Source organism: Aquicoccus sp. SU-CL01552 (genome assembly GCF_040365005.1).
GTDB lineage: Bacteria > Pseudomonadota > Alphaproteobacteria > Rhodobacterales > Rhodobacteraceae > Antarcticimicrobium.
Genome location: NZ_BAABWV010000029.1, coordinates 1 through 20,625, shown reverse-complemented (window position 1 = coordinate 20,625; position 20,625 = coordinate 1). Strand labels below are relative to the sequence as shown.

General features: G+C 63.5%; 16 protein-coding genes and 1 tRNA gene. 15 read left to right on the top strand and 2 right to left on the bottom strand.

The genetic code is table 11. From position 1 onward, the window contains the following. Positions 1-247: 247 nt before the first annotated feature. On the bottom strand, positions 248-928 hold the full coding sequence (locus tag ABWV23_RS21680; protein ID WP_353351669.1) for a lysophospholipid acyltransferase family protein: 681 nt from the start codon (positions 926-928) through the stop codon (positions 248-250). A 133-nt stretch (positions 929-1,061) separates the two neighbouring features. Between ABWV23_RS21680 and ABWV23_RS21675 the strand changes: the two genes are divergently transcribed. The 12 genes from ABWV23_RS21675 to ABWV23_RS21620 all read left to right on the top strand — a co-directional run bounded on the left by ABWV23_RS21675 (position 1,062) and on the right by ABWV23_RS21620 (position 16,365). Further along, positions 1,062-1,137, top strand: a tRNA-Trp gene (locus tag ABWV23_RS21675). Between the two features lie 332 nt (positions 1,138-1,469). Beyond that, positions 1,470-1,667 (top strand): preprotein translocase subunit SecE, encoded by a 198-nt coding sequence (gene secE / locus ABWV23_RS21670; RefSeq protein WP_353351667.1) that lies wholly within the window; start codon positions 1,470-1,472, stop codon positions 1,665-1,667. A gap of 208 nt (positions 1,668-1,875) precedes the next feature. After that, positions 1,876-2,409: a transcription termination/antitermination protein NusG gene (gene nusG, locus ABWV23_RS21665; protein ID WP_353351665.1), complete on the top strand. Its 534-nt coding sequence runs from the start codon at positions 1,876-1,878 to the stop codon at positions 2,407-2,409. Positions 2,410-2,515: 106 nt separating this feature from the next. Further along, a complete protein-coding gene (rplK, locus tag ABWV23_RS21660) occupies positions 2,516-2,941 on the top strand; it encodes a 50S ribosomal protein L11 (protein ID WP_353351663.1) in 426 nt (141 codons plus the stop codon). Between the two features lies 1 nt (position 2,942). Beyond that, positions 2,943-3,641 carry a 50S ribosomal protein L1 gene (gene rplA / locus ABWV23_RS21655; RefSeq protein ID WP_353351661.1) on the top strand — a complete coding sequence of 233 codons (699 nt, stop codon included), beginning with the start codon at positions 2,943-2,945 and terminating at the stop codon, positions 3,639-3,641. Between the two features lie 10 nt (positions 3,642-3,651). Beyond that, the gene (locus tag ABWV23_RS21650) at positions 3,652-4,569 is read left to right on the top strand and encodes a glycosyltransferase family protein (protein ID WP_353351659.1); all 918 of its coding nucleotides are present in this window, start codon (positions 3,652-3,654) and stop codon (positions 4,567-4,569) included. A 297-nt stretch (positions 4,570-4,866) separates the two neighbouring features. Then, complete coding sequence (gene rplJ, locus ABWV23_RS21645) at positions 4,867-5,385, top strand: 50S ribosomal protein L10 (RefSeq protein WP_353351657.1); 519 nt, start codon at positions 4,867-4,869, stop codon at positions 5,383-5,385. An 81-nt stretch (positions 5,386-5,466) separates the two neighbouring features. Further along, on the top strand, positions 5,467-5,841 hold the full coding sequence (rplL, locus tag ABWV23_RS21640; RefSeq protein ID WP_353351655.1) for a 50S ribosomal protein L7/L12: 375 nt from the start codon (positions 5,467-5,469) through the stop codon (positions 5,839-5,841). Between the two features lie 245 nt (positions 5,842-6,086). After that, positions 6,087-10,223 carry a DNA-directed RNA polymerase subunit beta gene (rpoB, locus tag ABWV23_RS21635; RefSeq protein ID WP_353351653.1) on the top strand — a complete coding sequence of 1,379 codons (4,137 nt, stop codon included), beginning with the start codon at positions 6,087-6,089 and terminating at the stop codon, positions 10,221-10,223. Between the two features lie 87 nt (positions 10,224-10,310). Further along, complete coding sequence (gene rpoC / locus ABWV23_RS21630; protein ID WP_353351651.1) at positions 10,311-14,552, top strand: DNA-directed RNA polymerase subunit beta'; 4,242 nt, start codon at positions 10,311-10,313, stop codon at positions 14,550-14,552. A 142-nt stretch (positions 14,553-14,694) separates the two neighbouring features. Beyond that, the gene (locus tag ABWV23_RS21625) at positions 14,695-15,501 is read left to right on the top strand and encodes a glycosyltransferase (protein ID WP_353351649.1); all 807 of its coding nucleotides are present in this window, start codon (positions 14,695-14,697) and stop codon (positions 15,499-15,501) included. A 3-nt stretch (positions 15,502-15,504) separates the two neighbouring features. After that, entirely contained in the window at positions 15,505-16,365 is an 861-nt protein-coding gene (locus ABWV23_RS21620; RefSeq protein ID WP_353351647.1) for a DMT family transporter, read from the top strand. A 3-nt stretch (positions 16,366-16,368) separates the two neighbouring features. Here the strand turns inward: ABWV23_RS21620 and ABWV23_RS21615 are convergent, their stop codons facing one another. After that, positions 16,369-17,178, bottom strand: a complete 810-nt coding sequence (locus tag ABWV23_RS21615) for a putative rhamnosyl transferase (RefSeq protein WP_353351644.1) — start codon at positions 17,176-17,178, stop codon at positions 16,369-16,371. A gap of 373 nt (positions 17,179-17,551) precedes the next feature. On the opposite strand from ABWV23_RS21615, the gene rpsL reads away from it, so the two are divergent. Genes rpsL through fusA form a run of 3 tightly spaced genes read left to right on the top strand, consistent with a single transcriptional unit; the run spans position 17,552 to position 20,545 of the window. Beyond that, complete coding sequence (rpsL, locus tag ABWV23_RS21610; RefSeq protein ID WP_005621086.1) at positions 17,552-17,923, top strand: 30S ribosomal protein S12; 372 nt, start codon at positions 17,552-17,554, stop codon at positions 17,921-17,923. Between the two features lie 12 nt (positions 17,924-17,935). Further along, positions 17,936-18,406 carry a 30S ribosomal protein S7 gene (gene rpsG / locus ABWV23_RS21605; protein WP_353351641.1) on the top strand — a complete coding sequence of 157 codons (471 nt, stop codon included), beginning with the start codon at positions 17,936-17,938 and terminating at the stop codon, positions 18,404-18,406. A gap of 21 nt (positions 18,407-18,427) precedes the next feature. Then, entirely contained in the window at positions 18,428-20,545 is a 2,118-nt protein-coding gene (gene fusA, locus ABWV23_RS21600; RefSeq protein WP_353351639.1) for an elongation factor G, read from the top strand. The last annotated feature ends 80 nt before the right edge of the window (positions 20,546-20,625 follow it).

The following is a 20,625-nucleotide window of genomic DNA, read 5'->3' as shown; positions in this document are numbered from 1 at the left end:
CTCCAAGATCATCGAGTAAGGCGGCGGCGGCCCGGCCGCCCGTACCGCTGACAGCACAGAGGGCCGCTCCGGATCGGGGCGGCCCTTTTCCTTGTCGGGATGCCTCCGGCGGGAGTATTTCGAAAGAAGAGAAGATGGACGCGGCTTCGCCGTTGCCGTGGAAACGCGAAAAAGGGTGCGGAGCTGGGCTCCGGCGTGATCGTCGGCGTCGGCCTCGACGCGCTGACCCGTGCCGCGCCCCGGCGATTCAGCCCCGGCGCCCGGTCATCTGGTCGCTTTCGGCGGTCACCGCCTCCAGCGCCGTCTCGAAGTCCTGCCGCAACGCCTCGATCTCTGCCTCGCTGGCCTTGCGGGGCACCGTGCCCTCCCATTCCCGGCACAGGAACACCCCGCGCGAGAACGGCGACGGCAGCCACATCCTGTCCCAGGTGGGGAACTCCACCACCCGGTTGGCCGAGAACGAGACGGTGAACACCCGGCAGCCCGCGGAGCGCGCCCAGGTCAGCGGCACCGTCGAACTGACCCGCGCCGGCCCGCGCGGCCCGTCGGCGGCGATGCCGACCGAAACCCCGTCGCGCATCTTCTGCAGCACCAGCCGCGACAGTTTCACGTGGCGCTTGCGGCTTTCCATCGAGACGTTCTGCCAGCCGAACCGTTCCAGCAGCGCCCCAACCATCCGACCGGGTCGCCCGCCCGAAGTGAGCGAGCAGATCGGCCCGAGCGTCACATCGAACATGCAGGGCGCCATCATCAGCCGCTGATGCCAGACGACGAAGATCACCGGCTCGCCCGCGCGCACCGCGTCATCCATCGCCTCGAACCCCCGGCGTTGCCAGCGCGAGGTGCAATGGGCAAAGCGGATGTAGGCCGCGAACAGCCCGGTCACCACCCGGGCAAAACCCCGACTGTCGGCGATTTTTCTGCGCAAGCTCAAGATAGCCCCCAAACGATCGCGTGCAGTCATAATGTCCTGACCGCGCGGGGCAATGGTGTTTGCCCCGGTCGGCAGAGATTCCCTCTTGTGTCCGCCCCGCCGCTGCCCTAAATCAGGCCGCGACCTTAGGGGTATAGCTCAGCTGGTAGAGCGACGGTCTCCAAAACCGTAGGTCGCGGGTTCGAACCCTGCTGCCCCTGCCATTTCCCTCCTCAGACATCTTTTCCGGGTCGACGCGGCACAGGCCCGCTTTGGTCCGGTATGATCCGGCAAGCGTAAGGAAAGGGTAACGCGACAGCGCGCGAGACCCGCAACGGGGCGCCGAACAGGCGATGTTAACCTTCGTTGACGGGATCGGGGTCGGGCTTTACCCTCGTTGTACGAAACCGCCCCTGAATTCCCCGAACCGGGGTGTCAGGCTTCTGGTGCGGGGGCGGGGATCGTACGGTCCGGCCCCCGAATTGCCCAATCCGCGCCTTGAATTCCGCGCTCTGCCCGGTTATGTCGCCCCCTGATTGACACAGGATTTTCGCAAATGGCCACCACCAACCCGCTCCAGTTCGTCCAGCAGGTCCGCGCCGAGATCGCCAAGGTCGTCTGGCCGACCCGCCGCGAGGTGCTCCTGACCACGGTGATGGTGTTCATCATGGCCGCGCTCACGGCGACCTTCTTCGCGCTGGTCGATCTGCTGATCCGCTTCGGCCTGCAGGAACTGCTGACCTACTTCGGCTAGGCGCCGGGCGGGCGAAATCGGCCCGGCCCCCTTGATCATTGCGCTCCTTGCCTGTAGGTGAGCCTCAACCTTTGGGGTATGGCGTGCGGCGATTCGAGCTGCGCGCCGCTTTTTATTCCGGAGATGGCGGATCAACCGTCTGAAGATATTGCAGAAAATCGGCGCCCCGCAGATGGTTGCGCCGGACAGGACAAGGACATCAGGGCTTATGGCGAAGCGGTGGTATTCGGTCAGCGTTCTTTCCAATTTCGAGAAGAAGATCGCGGAACAGATCAGGACCGCAGCGGCCGAGGGCGGTCTCGAGGACGAGATCGACGAGGTTCTGGTGCCGACCGAAGAGGTCATCGAGGTGCGCCGCGGCAAGAAGGTCACGGCCGAGCGTCGCTTCATGCCCGGTTACGTGCTGGTGCACATGGAGATGTCCGACCGGGGCTATCACCTGATCAACTCGATCAACCGCGTCACCGGCTTTCTGGGGCCGCAGGGGCGGCCGATGCCGATGCGGGACGCCGAGGTGAATCAGATACTCAACCGCGTCCAGGAGGGCGAGGAAGCACCGCGTACACTGATCCATTTCGAGATCGGCGAGAAGGTCAAAGTCAACGACGGGCCGTTCGAGGATTTCGACGGCATGATCGAAGAGGTCGACGAGGACAACCAGCGCCTCAAGGTGTCGGTGTCGATCTTCGGCCGCGAGACGCCGGTCGAACTGGAATTCACTCAGGTCACCAAGCAGGGCTGACGTGAACTAGCGTGGGAGGCTGCCGGCGACGCGTCGCCGGTATCCGGACCACACAACAAAAGGCCCGAGGGACGCGTTCCGAGGGTGTTGGAAAAGGAGAAGGCCAATGGCCAAGAAACTCGTCGGGAGCATGAAGCTTCAAGTCCCCGCCGGTCAAGCGAACCCCTCCCCGCCGGTCGGTCCGGCGCTGGGTCAGCGCGGCATTAACATCATGGAATTCTGCAAGGCGTTCAACGCCAAGACCGCAGACATGGAGCCCGGTGCGCCGTGCCCGACCGTGATCACCTACTACCAGGACAAGTCCTTCACCATGGACATCAAGACGCCGCCGGCGTCTTTCTACCTGCGCAAGGCGGCCAAGCTGAAGTCCGGCGCCAACAACCCGGGTCGCGAGACCGTGGGTTCGGTGACCGTCGCGCAGGTGCGCGAAATCGCCGAGGCGAAGATGAAGGATCTCAGCGCCAACGATATCGAGGCGGCGATGCAGATCATCCTGGGCTCCGCCCGCTCCATGGGCATCGAGGTGAAGTAATATGGCCAAGCTCGGAAAACGCACCCGCGCTGCGCGCGAAGCCCTTGCCGGCAAGGAAAACCTGTCGGTCGAGGAAGCTGTCGCCCTGATCAAGGGCAACGCCAACGCCAAGTTCGACGAGACCGTCGAGATCGCGATGAACCTAGGCGTCGATCCGCGCCACGCCGACCAGATGGTCCGGGGTGTCGTCGGCCTGCCCAACGGCACCGGCAAGACCGTCCGCGTCGCCGTCTTTGCCCGTGGGGCAAAGGCTGACGAGGCGAAAGAGGCCGGCGCTGACATCATCGGGGCCGAGGATCTGATGGAAACCGTCCAGAACGGCACCATCGAGTTCGACCGCTGCATCGCCACCCCGGACATGATGCCGATCGTCGGCCGTCTGGGCAAGGTGCTGGGGCCGCGCAACCTGATGCCGAACCCCAAGGTCGGGACCGTGACCATGGACGTGGCGCAGGCGGTCAAGGACGCCAAGGGCGGCCAGGTCCAGTTCAAGGCCGAGAAGGCCGGTGTCGTGCATGCCGGTGTCGGCAAGGCCTCGTTCGACGAAGCCAAGCTGGTCGAGAACGTCCGTGCCTTCATCGGTGCGGTGGCCAAGGCCAAGCCGTCGGGCGCCAAGGGCACCTACATGAAGAAGATCGCGCTGACCTCGACCATGGGTCCGGGCGTGACCATCGACGTGGCCGACGCCGCGGGCGAGTAAAGCCGGTCGCATGCAGGGCGAGTGGCGCGCCGCCGCGATCCTGAACGAGAGCCTGGCCGATACGCGGCGCTTCGCGGCGTGGTATCTGGCCGAGGGCGCAAGTTCGCTCCTGCTGCTGTTCGACAATCCCCAGGACCCCGCGATCGGGGTCCTGGGTGACCATCCCCGGATCGAGTGCGTGCGCTGCACGCCGGAGTTCTGGGAGATGCTGGGCATGACGCCCGATACCAATTTCCCCAAACGCCAGAACGCCGCGCTGACCTGGGCCTATCATCGCTCCGATGAGCCGTGGTTCCTGAACGTGGATGCGGACGAATTCCTGCACGTGGAAGGGCGCAGCATTGCCACGCTGCTGGGGTCGCAGCCGCGGGGGATCGAGGCGGTCCGCGTTCTGACTGCCGAGGCGGTGCGCCCGGTGACACCGAGAGAGCGCCTACAATTCCGCCTGCCGATGGAGCGTGCTGCTGCCGGCGAGGTGTACGGCGAGAACAAGGCGCTGTTCGGGCCGCGCCGCAAGGGGCTGGTCGGGCACCCGCAGGGCAAATCGGCCACCCGTACCGGGTTGCCGGACGTCCGCGCGCGCCAGCACTGGGTGGAACTGCCCGACGGTGCGCAGGTGAACGAGCGGATCGTGGGCGCGGCGCAGCGGGCGTTTCTGTTGCACATGATCGGCTATGATTTCGAGGCCTGGCGGCGCAAGCTGGGCTGGCGGTCGGAGTCGCGCGGGTTCACCACGCCGCTGACCCGCCGGATCGGGGAGGCGATGGCCTCGGGCGACCCGGACGGGCGTCTGCGGGCGCTGTATGACGCGATGCACGTGATGGATGATGCCGCGCTGTTGCGCCTTGAGGCGGTGGGCGCGCGGCTGGAGTTGGACCTGGATTTCGACGCGCCGGTGCGGGCTGTCTTCGGGGACGGGCAGGATTAATCGCGCGCTGCGACGCCGAACCCGCGATTTACCCCTTGGAAAGCTCTTCGTTTCGGCCTAATGAGGTGCCTGAGATAAAGCGTGCGATTCGTCGTGCGCTTTATTTCGTTTCGTCCAAGACGGCGGGTGGCGCTTGCGTCTTAATTTCCTGCCTGAGACGGGTAAAGACCAGATTGGCCGGGGGCTTTGTCCTCGGGCGGTTTTTGGCTCAATCCCGTAAATCGGACCTGAACGCCGGGCCTTGCCCGGCAAACTTGAGCCGGGGCGCGGGATGGCGCCCCAAACTTGGAGAGAACTGTGGATAGAGCCCAGAAAGAGAAAGTGGTCGAGGAACTCGGCCAAATCTTCGAAAGCTCTGGCGTTGTGGTGGTTTCCCACTACACCGGTCTGACAGTTGCCGAGATGCAGGACCTGCGCGCGCGTGCACGCGAAGCGGGTGGGTCTGTGCGTGTTGCCAAGAACAGGCTCGCCAAAATCGCCCTTGAGGGTAAGCCCTGCGCAAGCATGGTGGACCTGCTGACCGGCATGACCGTTCTGACCTATTCCGAGGATCCTGTGGCTGCGGCCAAGGTTGCCGAGGACTTCGCCAAAGAGAACAAGAAGTTCGAAATCCTTGGCGGTGCAATGGGTGAAAACGCTCTGGACCGGGCCGGTGTCGAGGCCGTGTCGAAAATGCCGTCGCGCGATGAGCTCATCGCGACGATCGCCGGCATGCTCGGCGCACCAGCCTCCAATATCGCCGGGGCAATTGGCGCACCTGCAAGCAATATCGCAAGCATTCTTTCGACCATCGAAGAGAAGGCGGAAGCCGCGTAAGCGGAGAGCGACTGGTACTGACCGGCGTAGGGTGGAGCCCCTCACGTTGGAATACACATCAAAACGGAAAGAGCTGATAAAATGGCTGATCTGAAGAAACTCGCGGAAGAGATCGTTGGTCTGACGCTCCTGGAAGCCCAGGAACTGAAAACCATCCTGAAGGACGAATATGGCATCGAGCCCGCCGCTGGCGGCGCTGTCATGATGGCAGGCCCGGCCGGTGACGCCGGTGGTGCCGAAGAAGAAAAGACCGAATTCGACGTCGTTCTGAAGAACGCCGGCGCCTCCAAGATCAACGTGATCAAGGAAGTTCGTGCGCTGACCGGTCTGGGCCTGAAAGAAGCCAAGGAACTGGTGGAAGCTGGCGGCAAGATCAAGGAAGGCGTGTCGAAAGACGAAGCCGAAGACGTCAAAGGCAAGCTGGAAGCAGCTGGCGCCGAAGTCGAAGTGGCCTGAGCCACCTCGGTGCGCGGCGCGCGCCGCAGATATGATGGGCTGGATCCGGGTGTCCCGGGTCCAGCCGAACCTGTCTTAGAAAGGGCCCGGCGCGGACCCTTTCTAAGGCGCGGTTCAGGGATCGGGAAGGCCGCCAGTCGGGACGGTGGCCGCGAATTGATCCGAGCGTGCACTCTCGTATGGGCAAGCGGCCGTGGCCCGGCGGCTGTGTTGTCCGGTGAGAAACTGAAAAGGTGACCACTGACATGGCGCAATCCTTCCTTGGCCAGAAACGCCTGCGTAAATATTATGGCAAGATCCGCGAAGTGCTGGAGATGCCGAACCTCATCGAGGTTCAGAAATCCTCTTACGACCTGTTCCTGAACTCCGGTGATCAGCCCGACCCGCAGGACGGCGAGGGGATCAAGGGCGTGTTCCAGTCGGTCTTTCCGATCAAGGACTTCAACGAGACCGCAGTTCTGGAGTTCGTGAAATACGAGCTGGAAAAGCCGAAGTACGACGTTGAAGAATGCATGCAGCGCGACATGACCTACAGCGCGCCGCTGAAGGTCACGCTGCGGCTGATCGTGTTCGATATCGACGAGGATACCGGCGCTAAGTCGGTGAAGGACATCAAGGAGCAGGACGTGTTCATGGGCGACATGCCGCTCATGACACCGAACGGCACCTTTGTCGTCAACGGCACCGAGCGGGTCATCGTGAGCCAGATGCACCGGTCGCCCGGTGTGTTCTTTGACCACGACAAGGGCAAGACGCACAGCTCGGGCAAGCTGCTGTTCGCCTGCCGCATCATCCCGTATCGCGGTAGCTGGCTGGACTTCGAATTCGACGCCAAGGACATCGTCTTTGCCCGTATCGACCGTCGCCGCAAGCTGCCGGTGACCACGCTGCTCTATGCGCTGGGGCTGGACCAGGAAGGCATCATGGATGCCTACTACGAGACCGTCACCTTTACCCTGCGCAAGGGCGAGGGCTGGGTCACCCCGTTCTTCCCCGAGCGTGTGCGCGGTACCCGTCCGACCTATGACCTGGTCGATGCCGCAACTGGCGAGGTGATCGCCGAGGCCACCAAGAAGGTGACGCCGCGCGCGGTCAAGAAGCTGATCGACGAGGGCGCGGTGACCGACCTGCTGGTGCCGTTCGAGCATATCGTCGGCAAGTTCGTCGCCAAGGACATCATCAACGAAGAGACCGGCGCGATCTATGTCGAGGCCGGCGACGAGCTGACGCTGGAGTACGACAAGGACGGCACGCTGATCGGCGGTTCGGTTAAGGAACTGCTGGATGCCGGCGTCACCGAGATCCCGGTGCTCGACATCGACAACATCAACGTCGGTCCCTACATCCGCAACACCATGGCGATGGACAAGAACATGGGCCGCGACACCGCGCTCATGGACATCTATCGCGTCATGCGTCCGGGCGAGCCGCCCACCGTCGAGGCCGCCAGCGCGCTGTTCGATACGCTGTTCTTTGACAGCGAGCGCTATGACCTCAGCGCCGTTGGCCGGGTCAAGATGAACATGCGCCTCGCGCTCGACGCCGAGGACACCCAGCGCACCCTGCGTCGCGAGGATATCGTGGCCTGCATCAAGGCGCTGGTGGAACTGCGCGACGGCAAGGGCGACATCGACGACATTGACCACCTTGGCAACCGCCGGGTGCGCTCGGTCGGCGAGCTTATGGAGAACCAGTACCGCGTCGGTCTGCTGCGCATGGAACGCGCGATCAAGGAGCGCATGTCCAGTGTCGAGATCGACACGGTGATGCCGCAGGACCTGATCAACGCGAAACCCGCCGCGGCCGCGGTGCGCGAATTCTTCGGTTCGTCGCAGCTGTCGCAGTTCATGGACCAGACTAACCCGCTGTCCGAGGTGACCCACAAGCGGCGCCTCTCCGCGCTTGGGCCGGGCGGCCTGACGCGTGAACGCGCGGGCTTCGAGGTGCGCGACGTGCACCCGACTCACTATGGCCGGATGTGCCCGATCGAGACGCCGGAAGGCCCGAACATCGGTCTGATCAACAGCCTTGCGACCTTTGCACGCGTCAACAAGTACGGCTTCATCGAAACGCCCTACCGCGTGGTGAACGAGGCCCAGGTCACCGATGAAGTGCACTACATGTCGGCGACCGAGGAAATGCGCCACACGGTGGCGCAGGCCAACGCGACGCTGGACGAGAACGGCAAGTTCATCAACGACCTGGTATCGACCCGGCAGTCGGGCGATTACACGCTGGCCCCGCGCGAAAGCGTGGACCTGATCGACGTGTCGCCGAAACAGCTGGTGTCGGTCGCGGCCTCGCTGATCCCGTTCCTTGAAAACGACGACGCCAACCGCGCCCTGATGGGGTCGAACATGCAACGTCAGGCGGTGCCGCTGCTGCGCGCCGAGGCGCCGCTGGTCGGAACCGGCATCGAGGGCAAGGTCGCCATCGACTCCGGCGCTGCGATCCAGGCCCGCCGGGCCGGGGTGATCGACCAGGTCGACGCCCAGCGGGTCGTGATCCGGGCCACCGAGGACCTGGAACTGGGTGATGCCGGCGTGGATATCTACCGTCTGCGCAAGTTCCAGCGGTCGAACCAGAACACCTGTATCAACCAACGTCCGCTGGTGAAGGTCGGCCAGACCGTCGGCAAGGGTGAGGTGATCGCCGATGGCCCGTCGACCGACATGGGCGAACTGGCCCTGGGCAAGAACGTGGTCGTCGCCTTCATGCCGTGGAACGGCTACAACTACGAGGACTCGATCCTGATCTCCGAGCGCATTTCGCGCGATGACGTCTATACCTCGATCCATATCGAGGAATTCGAGGTCGCCGCGCGCGATACCAAGCTTGGGCCGGAAGAGATCACCCGCGACATCCCCAACGTCGGCGAGGAGGCCCTGCGCAACCTCGACGAGGCCGGCATCGTCTATATCGGTGCCGACGTGGAGCCGGGCGATATCCTGGTGGGCAAGATCACCCCCAAGGGCGAAAGCCCGATGACCCCGGAAGAAAAGCTGCTGCGCGCCATCTTCGGCGAAAAGGCCAGCGACGTGCGTGATACCTCGCTCCGGGTGAAGCCGGGCGATTTCGGCACCGTGGTCGAGGTCCGCGTCTTCAACCGTCACGGTGTGGAGAAGGACGAGCGCGCGCTGCAGATCGAGCGCGAAGAGGTCGAGCGCCTGGCGCGTGACCGCGACGACGAGCTGGCGATCCTGGATCGCAACATCTACGCGCGTCTGCGGTCGATGATCCTGGGCAAGACCGCCGCCAAGGGCCCCAAGGGCATCAAGGCGGGCTCGGAGATCACCGAGGATCTGCTCGACAGCCTGAGCCGTGGCCAATGGTGGCAACTGGCGCTGGCCGAGGAGAGCGACGCCCAGATCGTCGAGGCGCTGCACGAGCAGTACGAGGTGCAGAAACGCGCCCTCGACGCCCGCTTCGAGGACAAGGTCGAGAAGGTTCGCCGCGGCGACGACCTGCCGCCGGGCGTGATGAAGATGGTCAAGGTCTTTATCGCGGTGAAGCGCAAGCTGCAGCCGGGGGACAAGATGGCCGGTCGCCACGGCAACAAGGGCGTGGTCTCGCGCGTTGTGCCGATGGAGGACATGCCGTTCCTGCAGGACGGGACGCCGGTCGACTTCTGCCTCAACCCGCTCGGCGTGCCGTCGCGGATGAACGTCGGTCAGATCCTGGAAACCCACATGGGCTGGGCCGGTCGCGGCCTCGGGCTCAAGATCGACGACGCGCTGCAGGAGTATCGCCGCTCGGGTGATCTGACCCCGGTGCGCGACGCGATGCGCCACGCCTATGGCGAGGATGTCTATGAAGAGGGCATCGCCGGCATGGACGAGGAAAGCCTGCTTGAGGCGGCCGCGAATGTCACCCGCGGGGTTCCGATCGCAACGCCGGTGTTCGACGGGGCGAAAGAGGCCGACATCAACGACGCGCTGACGCGTGCCGGTTTCGACACCTCGGGCCAGTCCATCCTTTACGACGGCCGCACCGGCGAGCAGTTCGCACGTCCGGTCACCGTGGGCATGAAGTACCTGCTCAAGCTGCACCACCTGGTGGACGACAAGATCCACGCGCGGTCGACCGGGCCATACAGCCTGGTCACCCAGCAGCCGCTGGGCGGCAAGGCGCAGTTCGGCGGTCAGCGTTTCGGGGAGATGGAGGTCTGGGCGCTGGAAGCCTATGGCGCCGCCTACACCCTGCAGGAGATGCTGACGGTCAAGTCGGACGACGTGGCCGGCCGAACCAAGGTCTACGAGAGCATCGTCAAGGGCGAGGACAATTTCGAGGCCGGCGTGCCCGAATCCTTCAACGTTCTGGTGAAGGAAGTCCGTGGCCTCGGCCTGAACATGGAACTCCTGGATGCGGAGGATGAGGACTAACGCGCGGGTTTCCCCCGCCCCGCGGATTCGTCGCGGGGCAGGGACCATCCCAGCACCTCTCCACCGCCAGCCTCTAAGGATTAGAAAATGAACCAGGAAATCACGAACAACCCGTTCAACCCGCTGACCCCGCCCAAGGTCTTTGACGAAATCAAGGTCTCGCTGGCCTCGCCCGAGCGGATCCTGTCGTGGTCCTACGGCGAGATCAAGAAGCCGGAAACCATCAACTACCGTACGTTCAAGCCCGAGCGCGACGGTCTGTTCTGTGCCCGTATCTTCGGTCCGATCAAGGACTACGAATGCCTCTGCGGCAAGTACAAGCGGATGAAGTATCGCGGCGTCGTCTGCGAGAAATGCGGTGTCGAGGTGACGCTGCAGAAGGTTCGCCGCGAGCGCATGGGCCATATCGAGCTGGCCGCGCCCGTGGCCCACATCTGGTTCCTGAAATCGCTGCCCAGCCGCATCGGCCTGATGCTGGACATGACGCTGCGCGATCTGGAACGCGTGCTCTACTTCGAGAACTACGTGGTGATCGAACCCGGTCTGACCGATCTGACCTACGGCCAGATGATGACCGAAGAAGAGTTCATGGACGCCCAGGATGTCTATGGCATGGACGCCTTCACCGCCAACATCGGCGCCGAGGCGATCCGCGAGATGCTGGCCGCGATCGACCTTGAATCCGAGGCCGAGCAGCTGCGCGCCGACCTGGCCGAGGCCACCGGCGAGCTGAAGCCCAAGAAGATCATCAAGCGGCTGAAAGTGGTCGAGAGCTTCCTTGAATCGGGCAACCGCCCGGAGTGGATGATCATGACCGTGATCCCGGTCATTCCGCCGGAACTGCGCCCGCTGGTGCCGCTGGACGGCGGTCGTTTCGCCACCTCGGACCTGAACGACCTGTATCGCCGGGTGATCAACCGGAACAACCGCCTGAAGCGGCTGATCGAGCTGCGTGCGCCCGACATCATCGTGCGCAACGAAAAGCGGATGCTGCAGGAATCGGTCGATGCGCTGTTCGACAACGGCCGTCGCGGTCGCGTGATCACCGGCGCCAACAAGCGCCCGCTGAAATCGTTGTCCGACATGCTGAAGGGCAAGCAGGGTCGCTTCCGCCAGAACCTCTTGGGTAAACGCGTCGACTTCTCCGGCCGTTCGGTCATCGTGACCGGCCCCGAGCTGAAGCTGCACCAGTGCGGCCTGCCCAAGAAGATGGCGCTGGAGCTGTTCAAGCCGTTCATCTATTCGCGGCTGGAGGCCAAGGGCCTGTCGAGCACCGTGAAACAGGCCAAGAAACTGGTCGAGAAAGAGCGTCCCGAGGTTTGGGACATCCTTGACGAGGTGATCCGCGAACACCCGGTGATGCTCAACCGCGCGCCGACGCTGCACCGTCTTGGCATCCAGGCCTTCGAACCCACGCTGATCGAGGGCAAGGCGATCCAGCTTCACCCGCTGGTCTGTTCGGCCTTCAACGCCGACTTTGACGGTGACCAGATGGCCGTGCACGTGCCGCTGAGCCTCGAGGCCCAGTTGGAAGCGCGCGTGTTGATGATGTCGACGAACAACGTTCTGTCGCCCGCGAACGGCGCGCCGATCATCGTTCCGTCGCAGGATATGATCCTCGGTCTCTACTACGTGACGCTGGAACGCAGCGGCATGCCGGGCGAGGGCAAGATGTTCGGCTCGATCGACGAGGTCCAGCACGCGCTGGACGCCGGCGAGGTGCATCTGCACACCAAGATCATCGCGCGGATCACCCAGATCGACGACGAGGGCAACGAGGTTCTCAAGCGCTACGAGACCACCCCGGGCCGCGTGCGCCTGGGCGCGCTTCTGCCGCTGAACGCCAAGGCCCCCTTTGAACTGGTCAACCGCCTGCTGCGCAAGAAAGAGGTGCAGCAGGTCATCGACACCGTCTACCGCTATTGCGGCCAGAAGGAGTCGGTCATCTTCTGCGACCAGATCATGACCATGGGCTTCCGCGAGGCATTCAAGGCCGGGATCTCCTTCGGCAAGGACGACATGGTCATTCCGGATTCGAAATGGCCGATCGTCGAAGAGACCCGTGGTCAGGTGAAGGACTTTGAACAACAGTACATGGACGGCCTGATCACCCAGGGCGAAAAGTACAACAAGGTCGTCGATGCCTGGTCGAAGTGTAACGATCGTGTCACCGAGGCGATGATGTCGTCGATCTCGGCGTTGAAGACGGACGAGGCCGGCACCGAGCAGGAGCCGAACTCGGTCTACATGATGGCGCACTCGGGCGCGCGGGGCTCGGTCACGCAGATGAAGCAGCTGGGCGGCATGCGCGGCCTGATGGCCAAGCCGAACGGCGACATCATCGAGACGCCGATCATCTCGAACTTCAAGGAAGGTCTGACCGTGCTGGAGTACTTCAACTCCACCCACGGCGCGCGGAAGGGTCTGTCGGACACCGCGTTGAAGACTGCGAACTCCGGCTACCTGACCCGTCGTCTTGTCGATGTGGCGCAGGACTGCATCGTGCGGATGCACGATTGCGGGACCGAGAACGCGATCACCGTCGAGGCCGCGGTCAACGACGGCGAAGTGGTCGCCAGCCTGGGCGAACGCCTTCTGGGCCGCGTCGCGGCGGACGACCTGGTCAAGCCGGGCACCGACGAGGTGATTGTCGCCGCCGGTCAGATCATCGACGAGCGGATGGCGGACGCCATCGAGGAGTCGGGCCTGGCATCGGCCCGTATCCGCAGCCCGCTGACCTGCGAGGCCGAGGAAGGCGTCTGCGCCATGTGCTATGGCCGTGACCTTGCGCGCGGCACGATGGTGAACTCCGGCGAGGCCGTCGGCATCATCGCGGCGCAGTCGATCGGTGAACCTGGCACGCAGCTGACGATGCGGACCTTCCACATCGGTGGCGTTGCCCAGGGTGGCCAGCAAAGCTTCCAGGAGGCGGGCCAGGACGGCGTGATCGCCTTCGAGAACGCCAGCCTTCTGGAGAATGCCGCCGGCGAGTTGTTGGTGATGGGCCGCAACATGAAGTTGCTGATCAACGATGAGCAGGGCGAGGAACGGGCCAGCTTCAAGCTTGGCTACGGGACCAAACTGTTCGTCAAGGACGGCGACAAGATCGCGCGCGGCGACAAGCTGTTCGAGTGGGATCCCTACACCCTGCCGATCATCGCGGAAAAATCCGGGACGGCGAAATACGTCGACCTGGTGTCGGGTGTCGCCGTGCGTGACGAGACCGACGATGCGACCGGCATGACCCAGAAGATCGTCATGGACTGGCGCGCCGCGCCCAAGGGCAACGAGCTGAAGCCGGAGATCATCCTGGTCGATGGTGAAGGCGAGCCGGTGCGCAACGATGCGGGCAACCCGGTGACCTACCCGATGTCGGTGGATGCGATTCTGTCGGTCGAGGATGGGCAACAGGTTCAGGCCGGCGACGTCGTGGCGCGGATTCCGCGCGAGGGTGCCAAGACCAAGGACATCACCGGCGGTCTGCCGCGGGTGGCGGAACTGTTCGAGGCGCGCCGTCCGAAGGACCACGCGATCATTGCCGAGATCGACGGCTACGTGCGGTTCGGGCGCGACTACAAGAACAAGCGCCGGATCACCATCGAACCCGCCGACGAGAGCATGGATCCGGTGGAATACATGGTGCCCAAGGGCAAGCACATCCCGGTGCAGGAAGGCGACTTCGTGCAGAAGGGCGACTACATCATGGACGGCAACCCGGCGCCGCATGACATCCTGTCGATCATGGGTGTCGAGGCGCTTGCCAACTACATGATCGACGAGGTGCAGGACGTCTATCGTCTGCAGGGCGTGAAGATCAACGACAAGCACATCGAAGTCATCGTGCGCCAGATGCTGCAGAAGTGGGAGATCCTCGACTCGGGTGAGACCACGCTGCTCAAGGGCGAGCATGTCGACAAGCAGGAGTTCGACGCGGTCAACGAGAAGACCATCGCCAAGGGCGGCCGTCCGGCACAGGGCGAGCCGATCCTTCTGGGCATCACCAAGGCCAGCCTGCAGACCCGCTCGTTCATCTCGGCGGCGTCGTTCCAGGAGACCACCCGCGTGCTGACCGAGGCCTCGGTTCAGGGCAAGAAGGACAAGCTGGTCGGTCTCAAGGAGAACGTCATTGTCGGCCGTCTGATCCCGGCCGGCACCGGTGGCGCGACCCAGCAGATGCGCCGTGTCGCCCAGGACCGCGACAACGTGGTGATCGAAGCCCGTCGTGAAGAGGCCGAGGCGGCCGCGGCCCTTGCCGCGCCGACCGAGGAGGACATCATCGGCGGTGGCGAGTTCGACACGCTGGTCGATACCCCCGAAAGCCGCGATTGATCCGCAGCCTTTCGGCCTGAGTTCTGCCCCCCCCCGCGGCCCGCGCCGCGGGGGTTTTTCTTTGTGTTGCGGTGCGCGATTGCGGCTTTTCTTCCGGCGTCTGCCGGTGTTTCCTGTGCCCGGTCGGCAAGGGAGTAGGAGCATGGACCGCAAGACAAAGACAGTGGGCCTGCTCAGGTTCTCGGTACTGACGCCCACCTATTATTCCGAACGGTTCAAAACGTTGGAGGACACCGCCGCGCACCTGTTCGCGCCCGAGCGGATGGCCCTGCGATTCCGGCTGTTCGAAGAGCTTTGCCTGCCGTCCCTGGTTCGTCAGAGCGACCCGGAGTTCGACATGGTGGTACTGACCGCCGAGACCATGCCGGAGCAGTACCTGGAACGGTTGCTGGACCTGATCGAGCCGCTGCCCAACATCCATTGCCTGCCGGTGGGAACCGAGAACCACTACAAGCTGCTGCAAAAGGGCTACAATGCGATCCCCAAGGACGGGTGCACCCACCGCATCCTGTTCCGGCTCGACGACGACGATGCGCTGGACAAGGACTTCGTCAAACGAACCAAGCGGATCGCCAACGGGTTGATGAAGTTGAACGGGCCGCGAACCCCGTTCATCATCGCCTATAACCGGGGATTCTGCGTCCGCTCGACCGGCAACACGAGCGAGGTATTCGATGCCTGCGAGCGTGCGCCGCTGTCGACCGGGACCACCCTGGTTGCGCCGGCGGGTCACTCGGCCAACCCCTATCGGTTCAACCACCGCAAGCTGGCGCAGCATTTCAACACCTATTCCGACATCACTGTGCCGGCCTTCATCCGCACCATCCATGGTGACAACAAGTCGAACCCGGCGCAGATGGGACTGACCCACAAGTTGAAAGAGGCAGAGATGGAAAAGCTCTTGCACACGCATTTCGATACGACGCTGGATCAGTTGAAGGCGCTCTGACCGATGACGCCGAACGCCAAGGGCGCGCTGCTGATGATGGGCAGCATGGCGGCCTTTACCCTGAACGACACCTGCGTGAAGGCGACCGCCGGGGCGTTGCCGCTGTTGCAGATTCTGACCCTGCGCGGGCTGATCAGCTCGATCCTGCTGTTCGGCCTGGCGCGACGGCTGGGAACGTTACACCTGTCGATGGGACGGGGCGACGCGGTGCTGCTGGGGCTGCGCTGCGCCTCCGAGGTCGCGGCGGCCTATTTCTTTCTCACGGCGCTGATGAACATGCCGCTGGCCAATGTGACGGCGGTTTTGCAGGTGCTGCCGCTGACCGTGACGCTGGGCGCGGCGCTGTTCTTTGGCGAGCGGGTGGGCTGGCGCCGGATGCTGGCGATCCTGCTGGGATTCGGCGGCATGCTTCTGATCGTGCGGCCGGGGCCCGAGGGGTTCAGCCTGCATGCGAGCTATGCGCTGGCGGCGGTGGCCTGCGTGACCGTTCGCGACCTGACCACCCGGCGGATGTCGCCGCAGGTCTCGTCGATGACCGTGACGCTGACCTCGGCGCTGTCGGTATTCGTGGCGGCGGGGCTGGCCTCGATCTGGGTGGACTGGGTGCCGCTGGATGGCCGCACCGCGGCGCTGATCTGTGCCTCGTCCCTGTTCGTGATGCTGGGGTATCTGTTCAGCGTGCTGGTGATGCGGGTCGGCGAGGTCTCGTTCACGGCGCCGTTCCGCTACACCGGCCTGCTCTGGGCACTGGGTCTGGGCTGGGTCGTGTTCGGACATTGGCCGGCGCCGTTGACGCTTCTGGGGGCCGGAATCGTGGCCGCTGCCGGGCTCTTTACCTTCTACCGCGGTCGCGTGGCTGAGTGAGGCTCACGCCCCGGCGTAGACCCGCCGCACGTGGTCGGCATCGACGTTGTAGACTTGGCGGAACAGTGCCTCTTGCGCGGGATCGAGCGGGGTGAGGTCGACCGGTTTGACTCCGGGTTTCTGCCGCGAATCGTTGAAGGCATTGTGCCCGCGCAACAGCATGTCCTCGCCGGTCAGGGTGACGGTCGGCATCATCTGCGCCAGCTTCTGATGCGCGAAGTTCATCACCGTGAGTTTGACCGAGGGTTTGAACATGAGCGCCAGCGCGGCGGTCGTGAGGGGTCGCTGCGTCGGGCTGGCGGAGAGGCCGGTGGCGCCAAGGCCGACCAGGTAACCCTGGTTGAAATCGATGGCAATGTGTCGGTGCCCGCGGGAGAACTTGCGCAGATCGTGCGCCGTCTCGCGCAGCCGCTCGACATAGACCTTTGCCACCGCGTCGTCGTCATCCATTCGGAACTGCAGGCAGGGTTCCTTGCTCGTGCGGCGGACAGAGTTGATGGCCTCCTGCATCACCGGGCGGTGCTTGCCGGGCGCATGGGTCTTGATCACGGCCTGCGGCATATCGGCGACCAGGGCATGCAACCGGTCCAGGTATGGGGCGGGCAGGCTGTCTCCGGTCACGATCAAGAGGGTGAAATCGCCATCGGTCTGGGCCCTCAGAGATGGCAGCGTGAGGGTTTCGAAGGTGCGGAACCGCTCCTCCATTCGCGCCGGGTCATAGAGAAAGCCGGCCCGCTCTTCGAGGTCGTCGTGTTCCACCTGAAACCCGCCGTGACCGAGATAGGAAAACCGGCAAATCCCGATGACCTGCATATTGCGCGCCCCGCTGCTCGCCGGACCCACCCGGTTCCGGCATTTGCGATTGCACTCTCGCAACAGATCGCTAGCATGACAAGCCGTCGGAAAGGCACAGGACAGACCAAGCCCTGTTGACACGACCGGCGACTCCCCATATACGGCCCGCTATCTCGGCACCGGGGGTCGCCCCACCGCCGACTTCATATTGAAGTGGTCAAGATCCAGGCACCTTTACAGCCTCGATCCTCTGATAACCCACCGCGTCGTTCACCTCGGAATGGGAGCGATTGCGGTTTTTGCGCTTGCGGACGCGTATGGCGCACGAGATTGGAACCGCACGCACATGCGTGCACTGACACATGTGTTGCGAAACGGGGAAAGAACCGGAATGCCAACGATCCAACAGCTGATCCGCAAGCCGCGGCAGCCGAAAGTGAAACGCTCGAAATCCATGCACCTGGAGCAGTGCCCGCAGAAACGCGGCGTCTGCACCCGCGTCTACACCACCACGCCGAAAAAGCCGAACTCGGCGATGCGGAAGGTTGCCAAGGTCCGTCTGACCAATGGCTTCGAGGTCATCAGCTATATCCCGGGTGAAAGCCACAACCTTCAGGAACACTCGGTGGTCCTGATCCGTGGCGGCCGGGTCAAAGACCTTCCCGGCGTGCGTTACCACATTCTGCGCGGCGTGCTCGATACCCAGGGCGTCAAGGACCGTAAGCAGCGTCGCTCGAAATACGGCGCGAAGCGTCCGAAGTAAGAGGAAGAACAGATGTCTCGTCGTCACGCCGCTGAAAAACGCGAAATCCTCCCCGACGCCAAGTATGGTGACCGGATCCTGACCAAGTTCATGAACAACCTGATGATCGACGGCAAGAAGTCGGTCGCGGAAAAGATCGTCTACAACGCGCTGGACCGCGTTGAAGGCAAGATCAAGCGCGCCCCCGTCGAGGTGTTCCACGAAGCACTGGACAACATCAAACCGTCGGTCGAGGTTCGCTCGCGCCGGGTTGGTGGTGCCACCTATCAGGTGCCGGTTGAAGTTCGCCCCGAACGCCGCGAAGCGCTGGCGATCCGCTGGCTGATCAACGCCTCTCGCTCGCGCAACGAGAACACGATGGAAGAACGCCTCGCCGGCGAGCTTCTGGACGCTGTCCAGTCCCGCGGGTCCGCCGTGAAAAAGCGCGAAGACACCCACAAGATGGCAGAGGCCAACAAGGCCTTCTCGCATTACCGCTGGTAACCCCTGCAAAGGCTTATTCCCATGGCACGCGACTACCCGCTCGAACGCTACCGCAACTTCGGCATCATGGCCCATATCGACGCAGGCAAGACCACCTGCTCGGAACGGATCCTGTTCTACACCGGCAAATCCCACAACATCGGTGAGGTGCACGATGGTGCGGCCACGATGGACTGGATGGAGCAGGAGCAGGAGCGGGGCATCACCATCACCTCGGCTGCGACCACCACCTTCTGGGAGCGGACCGAGGACGGCTCTACCGCCGAGACTCCGAAGCACCGGATGAACATCATCGACACCCCCGGTCACGTCGACTTCACCATCGAGGTCGAACGCTCGCTGGCGGTTCTTGACGGCGCTGTCGCCGTGCTGGACGCCAACGCCGGCGTCGAGCCGCAGACCGAGACGGTCTGGCGTCAGGCCGACCGCTACAAGGTGCCGCGCATCGTCTTCGTCAACAAGATGGACAAGATCGGCGCCGACTTCTTCAACTGCGTGAAGATGATCAAGGACCGCACCGGTGCGATTCCCTGCCCGATCCAGATCCCGATCGGATCCGAGAACGAGCTGGAAGGCATGGTCGACCTGGTCACCATGGAAGAATGGGTCTGGGCCGGTGAAGACCTGGGCGCGTCCTGGGAAAAACGCCCGATCCGTGACAGCCTGAAGGACCTGGCCGACGAATGGCGGGCCAACATGATCGAAGTCGCCGTCGAAATGGACGATGACGCGATGGAGGCCTATCTGGAGGGCGAAGAGCCCGACGTGCCGACCCTGCGCCGTCTGATCCGTGCCGGCACCCTGGCGATCAAGTTCATTCCGGTTCTCTGTGGCTCTGCCTTCAAGAACAAGGGTGTTCAGCCGCTGCTGAACGCCGTGATCGACTATCTGCCCAGCCCGCTGGACGTGGTCGACTACATGGGCTTCAAGCCGGGCGACGAGACGGAAACCCGCGACATTCCCCGTCGCGCGGATGACAACATGCCGTTCGCCGGCCTGGCGTTCAAGATCATGAACGACCCCTTCGTCGGTTCGCTGACCTTCACCCGGATCTATTCCGGCGTGATGAACAAGGGCGATTCGATCCTGAACTCGACCAAGGGCAAGAAAGAGCGCATCGGTCGCATGATGATGATGCACTCGAATAACCGCGAAGAGATCGAAGAGGCATTTGCCGGCGACATCATTGCGCTGGCCGGTCTGAAGGACACCACCACGGGTGACACCCTGTGTGACATCAAGGAACCGGTGGTTCTGGAAACCATGACCTTCCCCGATCCGGTGATCGAGATCGCCGTCGAGCCCAAGACCAAGGGCGACCAGGAGAAGATGTCGCAGGGCTTGGCCCGTCTGGCCGCCGAGGACCCGTCCTTCCGCGTGGAAACCGACCTGGAATCGGGTCAGACGATCATGAAGGGCATGGGCGAACTTCACCTGGACATCCTGGTCGACCGCCTCAAGCGCGAGTTCAAGGTCGAGGCCAACATCGGTGCCCCGCAGGTTGCCTATCGCGAGACCATCGGTCACGAGATCGAGCATACCTACACCCACAAGAAACAGTCGGGTGGTTCGGGTCAGTTCGCCGAGGTGAAGATGATCATTTCGCCGACAGAGCCGGGCGAAGGCTATTCCTTCGAGAGCCGCATCGTCGGCGGCGCGGTGCCCAAGGAATACATCCCGGGCGTCGAGAAGGGCATCAACTCGGTCATGGACTCCGGTCCGCTGGCCGGCTTCCCGGTGATCGATTTCAAGGTCGCGCTGGTCGACGGCAAGTTCCACGATGTGGACTCCAGCGTTCTGGCGTTCGAAATCGCGGCACGGATGTGCATGCGCGAAGGTCTGAGAAAGGCCGGCGCGAAGCTGCTGGAACCGATCATGAAGGTCGAAGTGATCACGCCGGAAGAATACACCGGCGGCATCATCGGCGACCTGACGTCGCGTCGGGGCCAGGTGTCCGGACAGGAGACCCGCGGCAACGCGATCGCCATCGACGCCTTCGTGCCGCTGGCCAACATGTTCGGCTACATCAACACCCTGCGTTCGATGAGCTCGGGCCGTGCCCAGTTCACCATGCAGTTCGATCACTACGATCCGGTGCCGCAGAACATCAGCGACGAGATCCAGTCGAAATACGCATAAGCGGGATGCCGGGCCTTGGCCCGGCCTACCCATCCACCGTAGGCCGGGTCAGGACCCGGCGCCCGATAACAGGAGGCCAT

Coding starts and splice junctions, on each gene's coding strand:
- rpoC (WP_353351651.1), top strand. CDS start 10,311: ATGAACCAGGAAATCACGAACAACCCGTTCAACCCGCTGACCCCGCCC.
- nusG (WP_353351665.1), top strand. CDS start 1,876: ATGGCGAAGCGGTGGTATTCGGTCAGCGTTCTTTCCAATTTCGAGAAG.
- rplK (WP_353351663.1), top strand. CDS start 2,516: ATGGCCAAGAAACTCGTCGGGAGCATGAAGCTTCAAGTCCCCGCCGGT.
- rpoB (WP_353351653.1), top strand. CDS start 6,087: ATGGCGCAATCCTTCCTTGGCCAGAAACGCCTGCGTAAATATTATGGC.
- rpsG (WP_353351641.1), top strand. CDS start 17,936: ATGTCTCGTCGTCACGCCGCTGAAAAACGCGAAATCCTCCCCGACGCC.
- secE (WP_353351667.1), top strand. CDS start 1,470: ATGGCCACCACCAACCCGCTCCAGTTCGTCCAGCAGGTCCGCGCCGAG.
- fusA (WP_353351639.1), top strand. CDS start 18,428: ATGGCACGCGACTACCCGCTCGAACGCTACCGCAACTTCGGCATCATG.
- ABWV23_RS21650 (WP_353351659.1), top strand. CDS start 3,652: ATGCAGGGCGAGTGGCGCGCCGCCGCGATCCTGAACGAGAGCCTGGCC.
- rplL (WP_353351655.1), top strand. CDS start 5,467: ATGGCTGATCTGAAGAAACTCGCGGAAGAGATCGTTGGTCTGACGCTC.
- ABWV23_RS21615 (WP_353351644.1), bottom strand. CDS start 17,178: ATGCAGGTCATCGGGATTTGCCGGTTTTCCTATCTCGGTCACGGCGGG.
- rpsL (WP_005621086.1), top strand. CDS start 17,552: ATGCCAACGATCCAACAGCTGATCCGCAAGCCGCGGCAGCCGAAAGTG.
- rplA (WP_353351661.1), top strand. CDS start 2,943: ATGGCCAAGCTCGGAAAACGCACCCGCGCTGCGCGCGAAGCCCTTGCC.
- ABWV23_RS21625 (WP_353351649.1), top strand. CDS start 14,695: ATGGACCGCAAGACAAAGACAGTGGGCCTGCTCAGGTTCTCGGTACTG.
- ABWV23_RS21620 (WP_353351647.1), top strand. CDS start 15,505: ATGACGCCGAACGCCAAGGGCGCGCTGCTGATGATGGGCAGCATGGCG.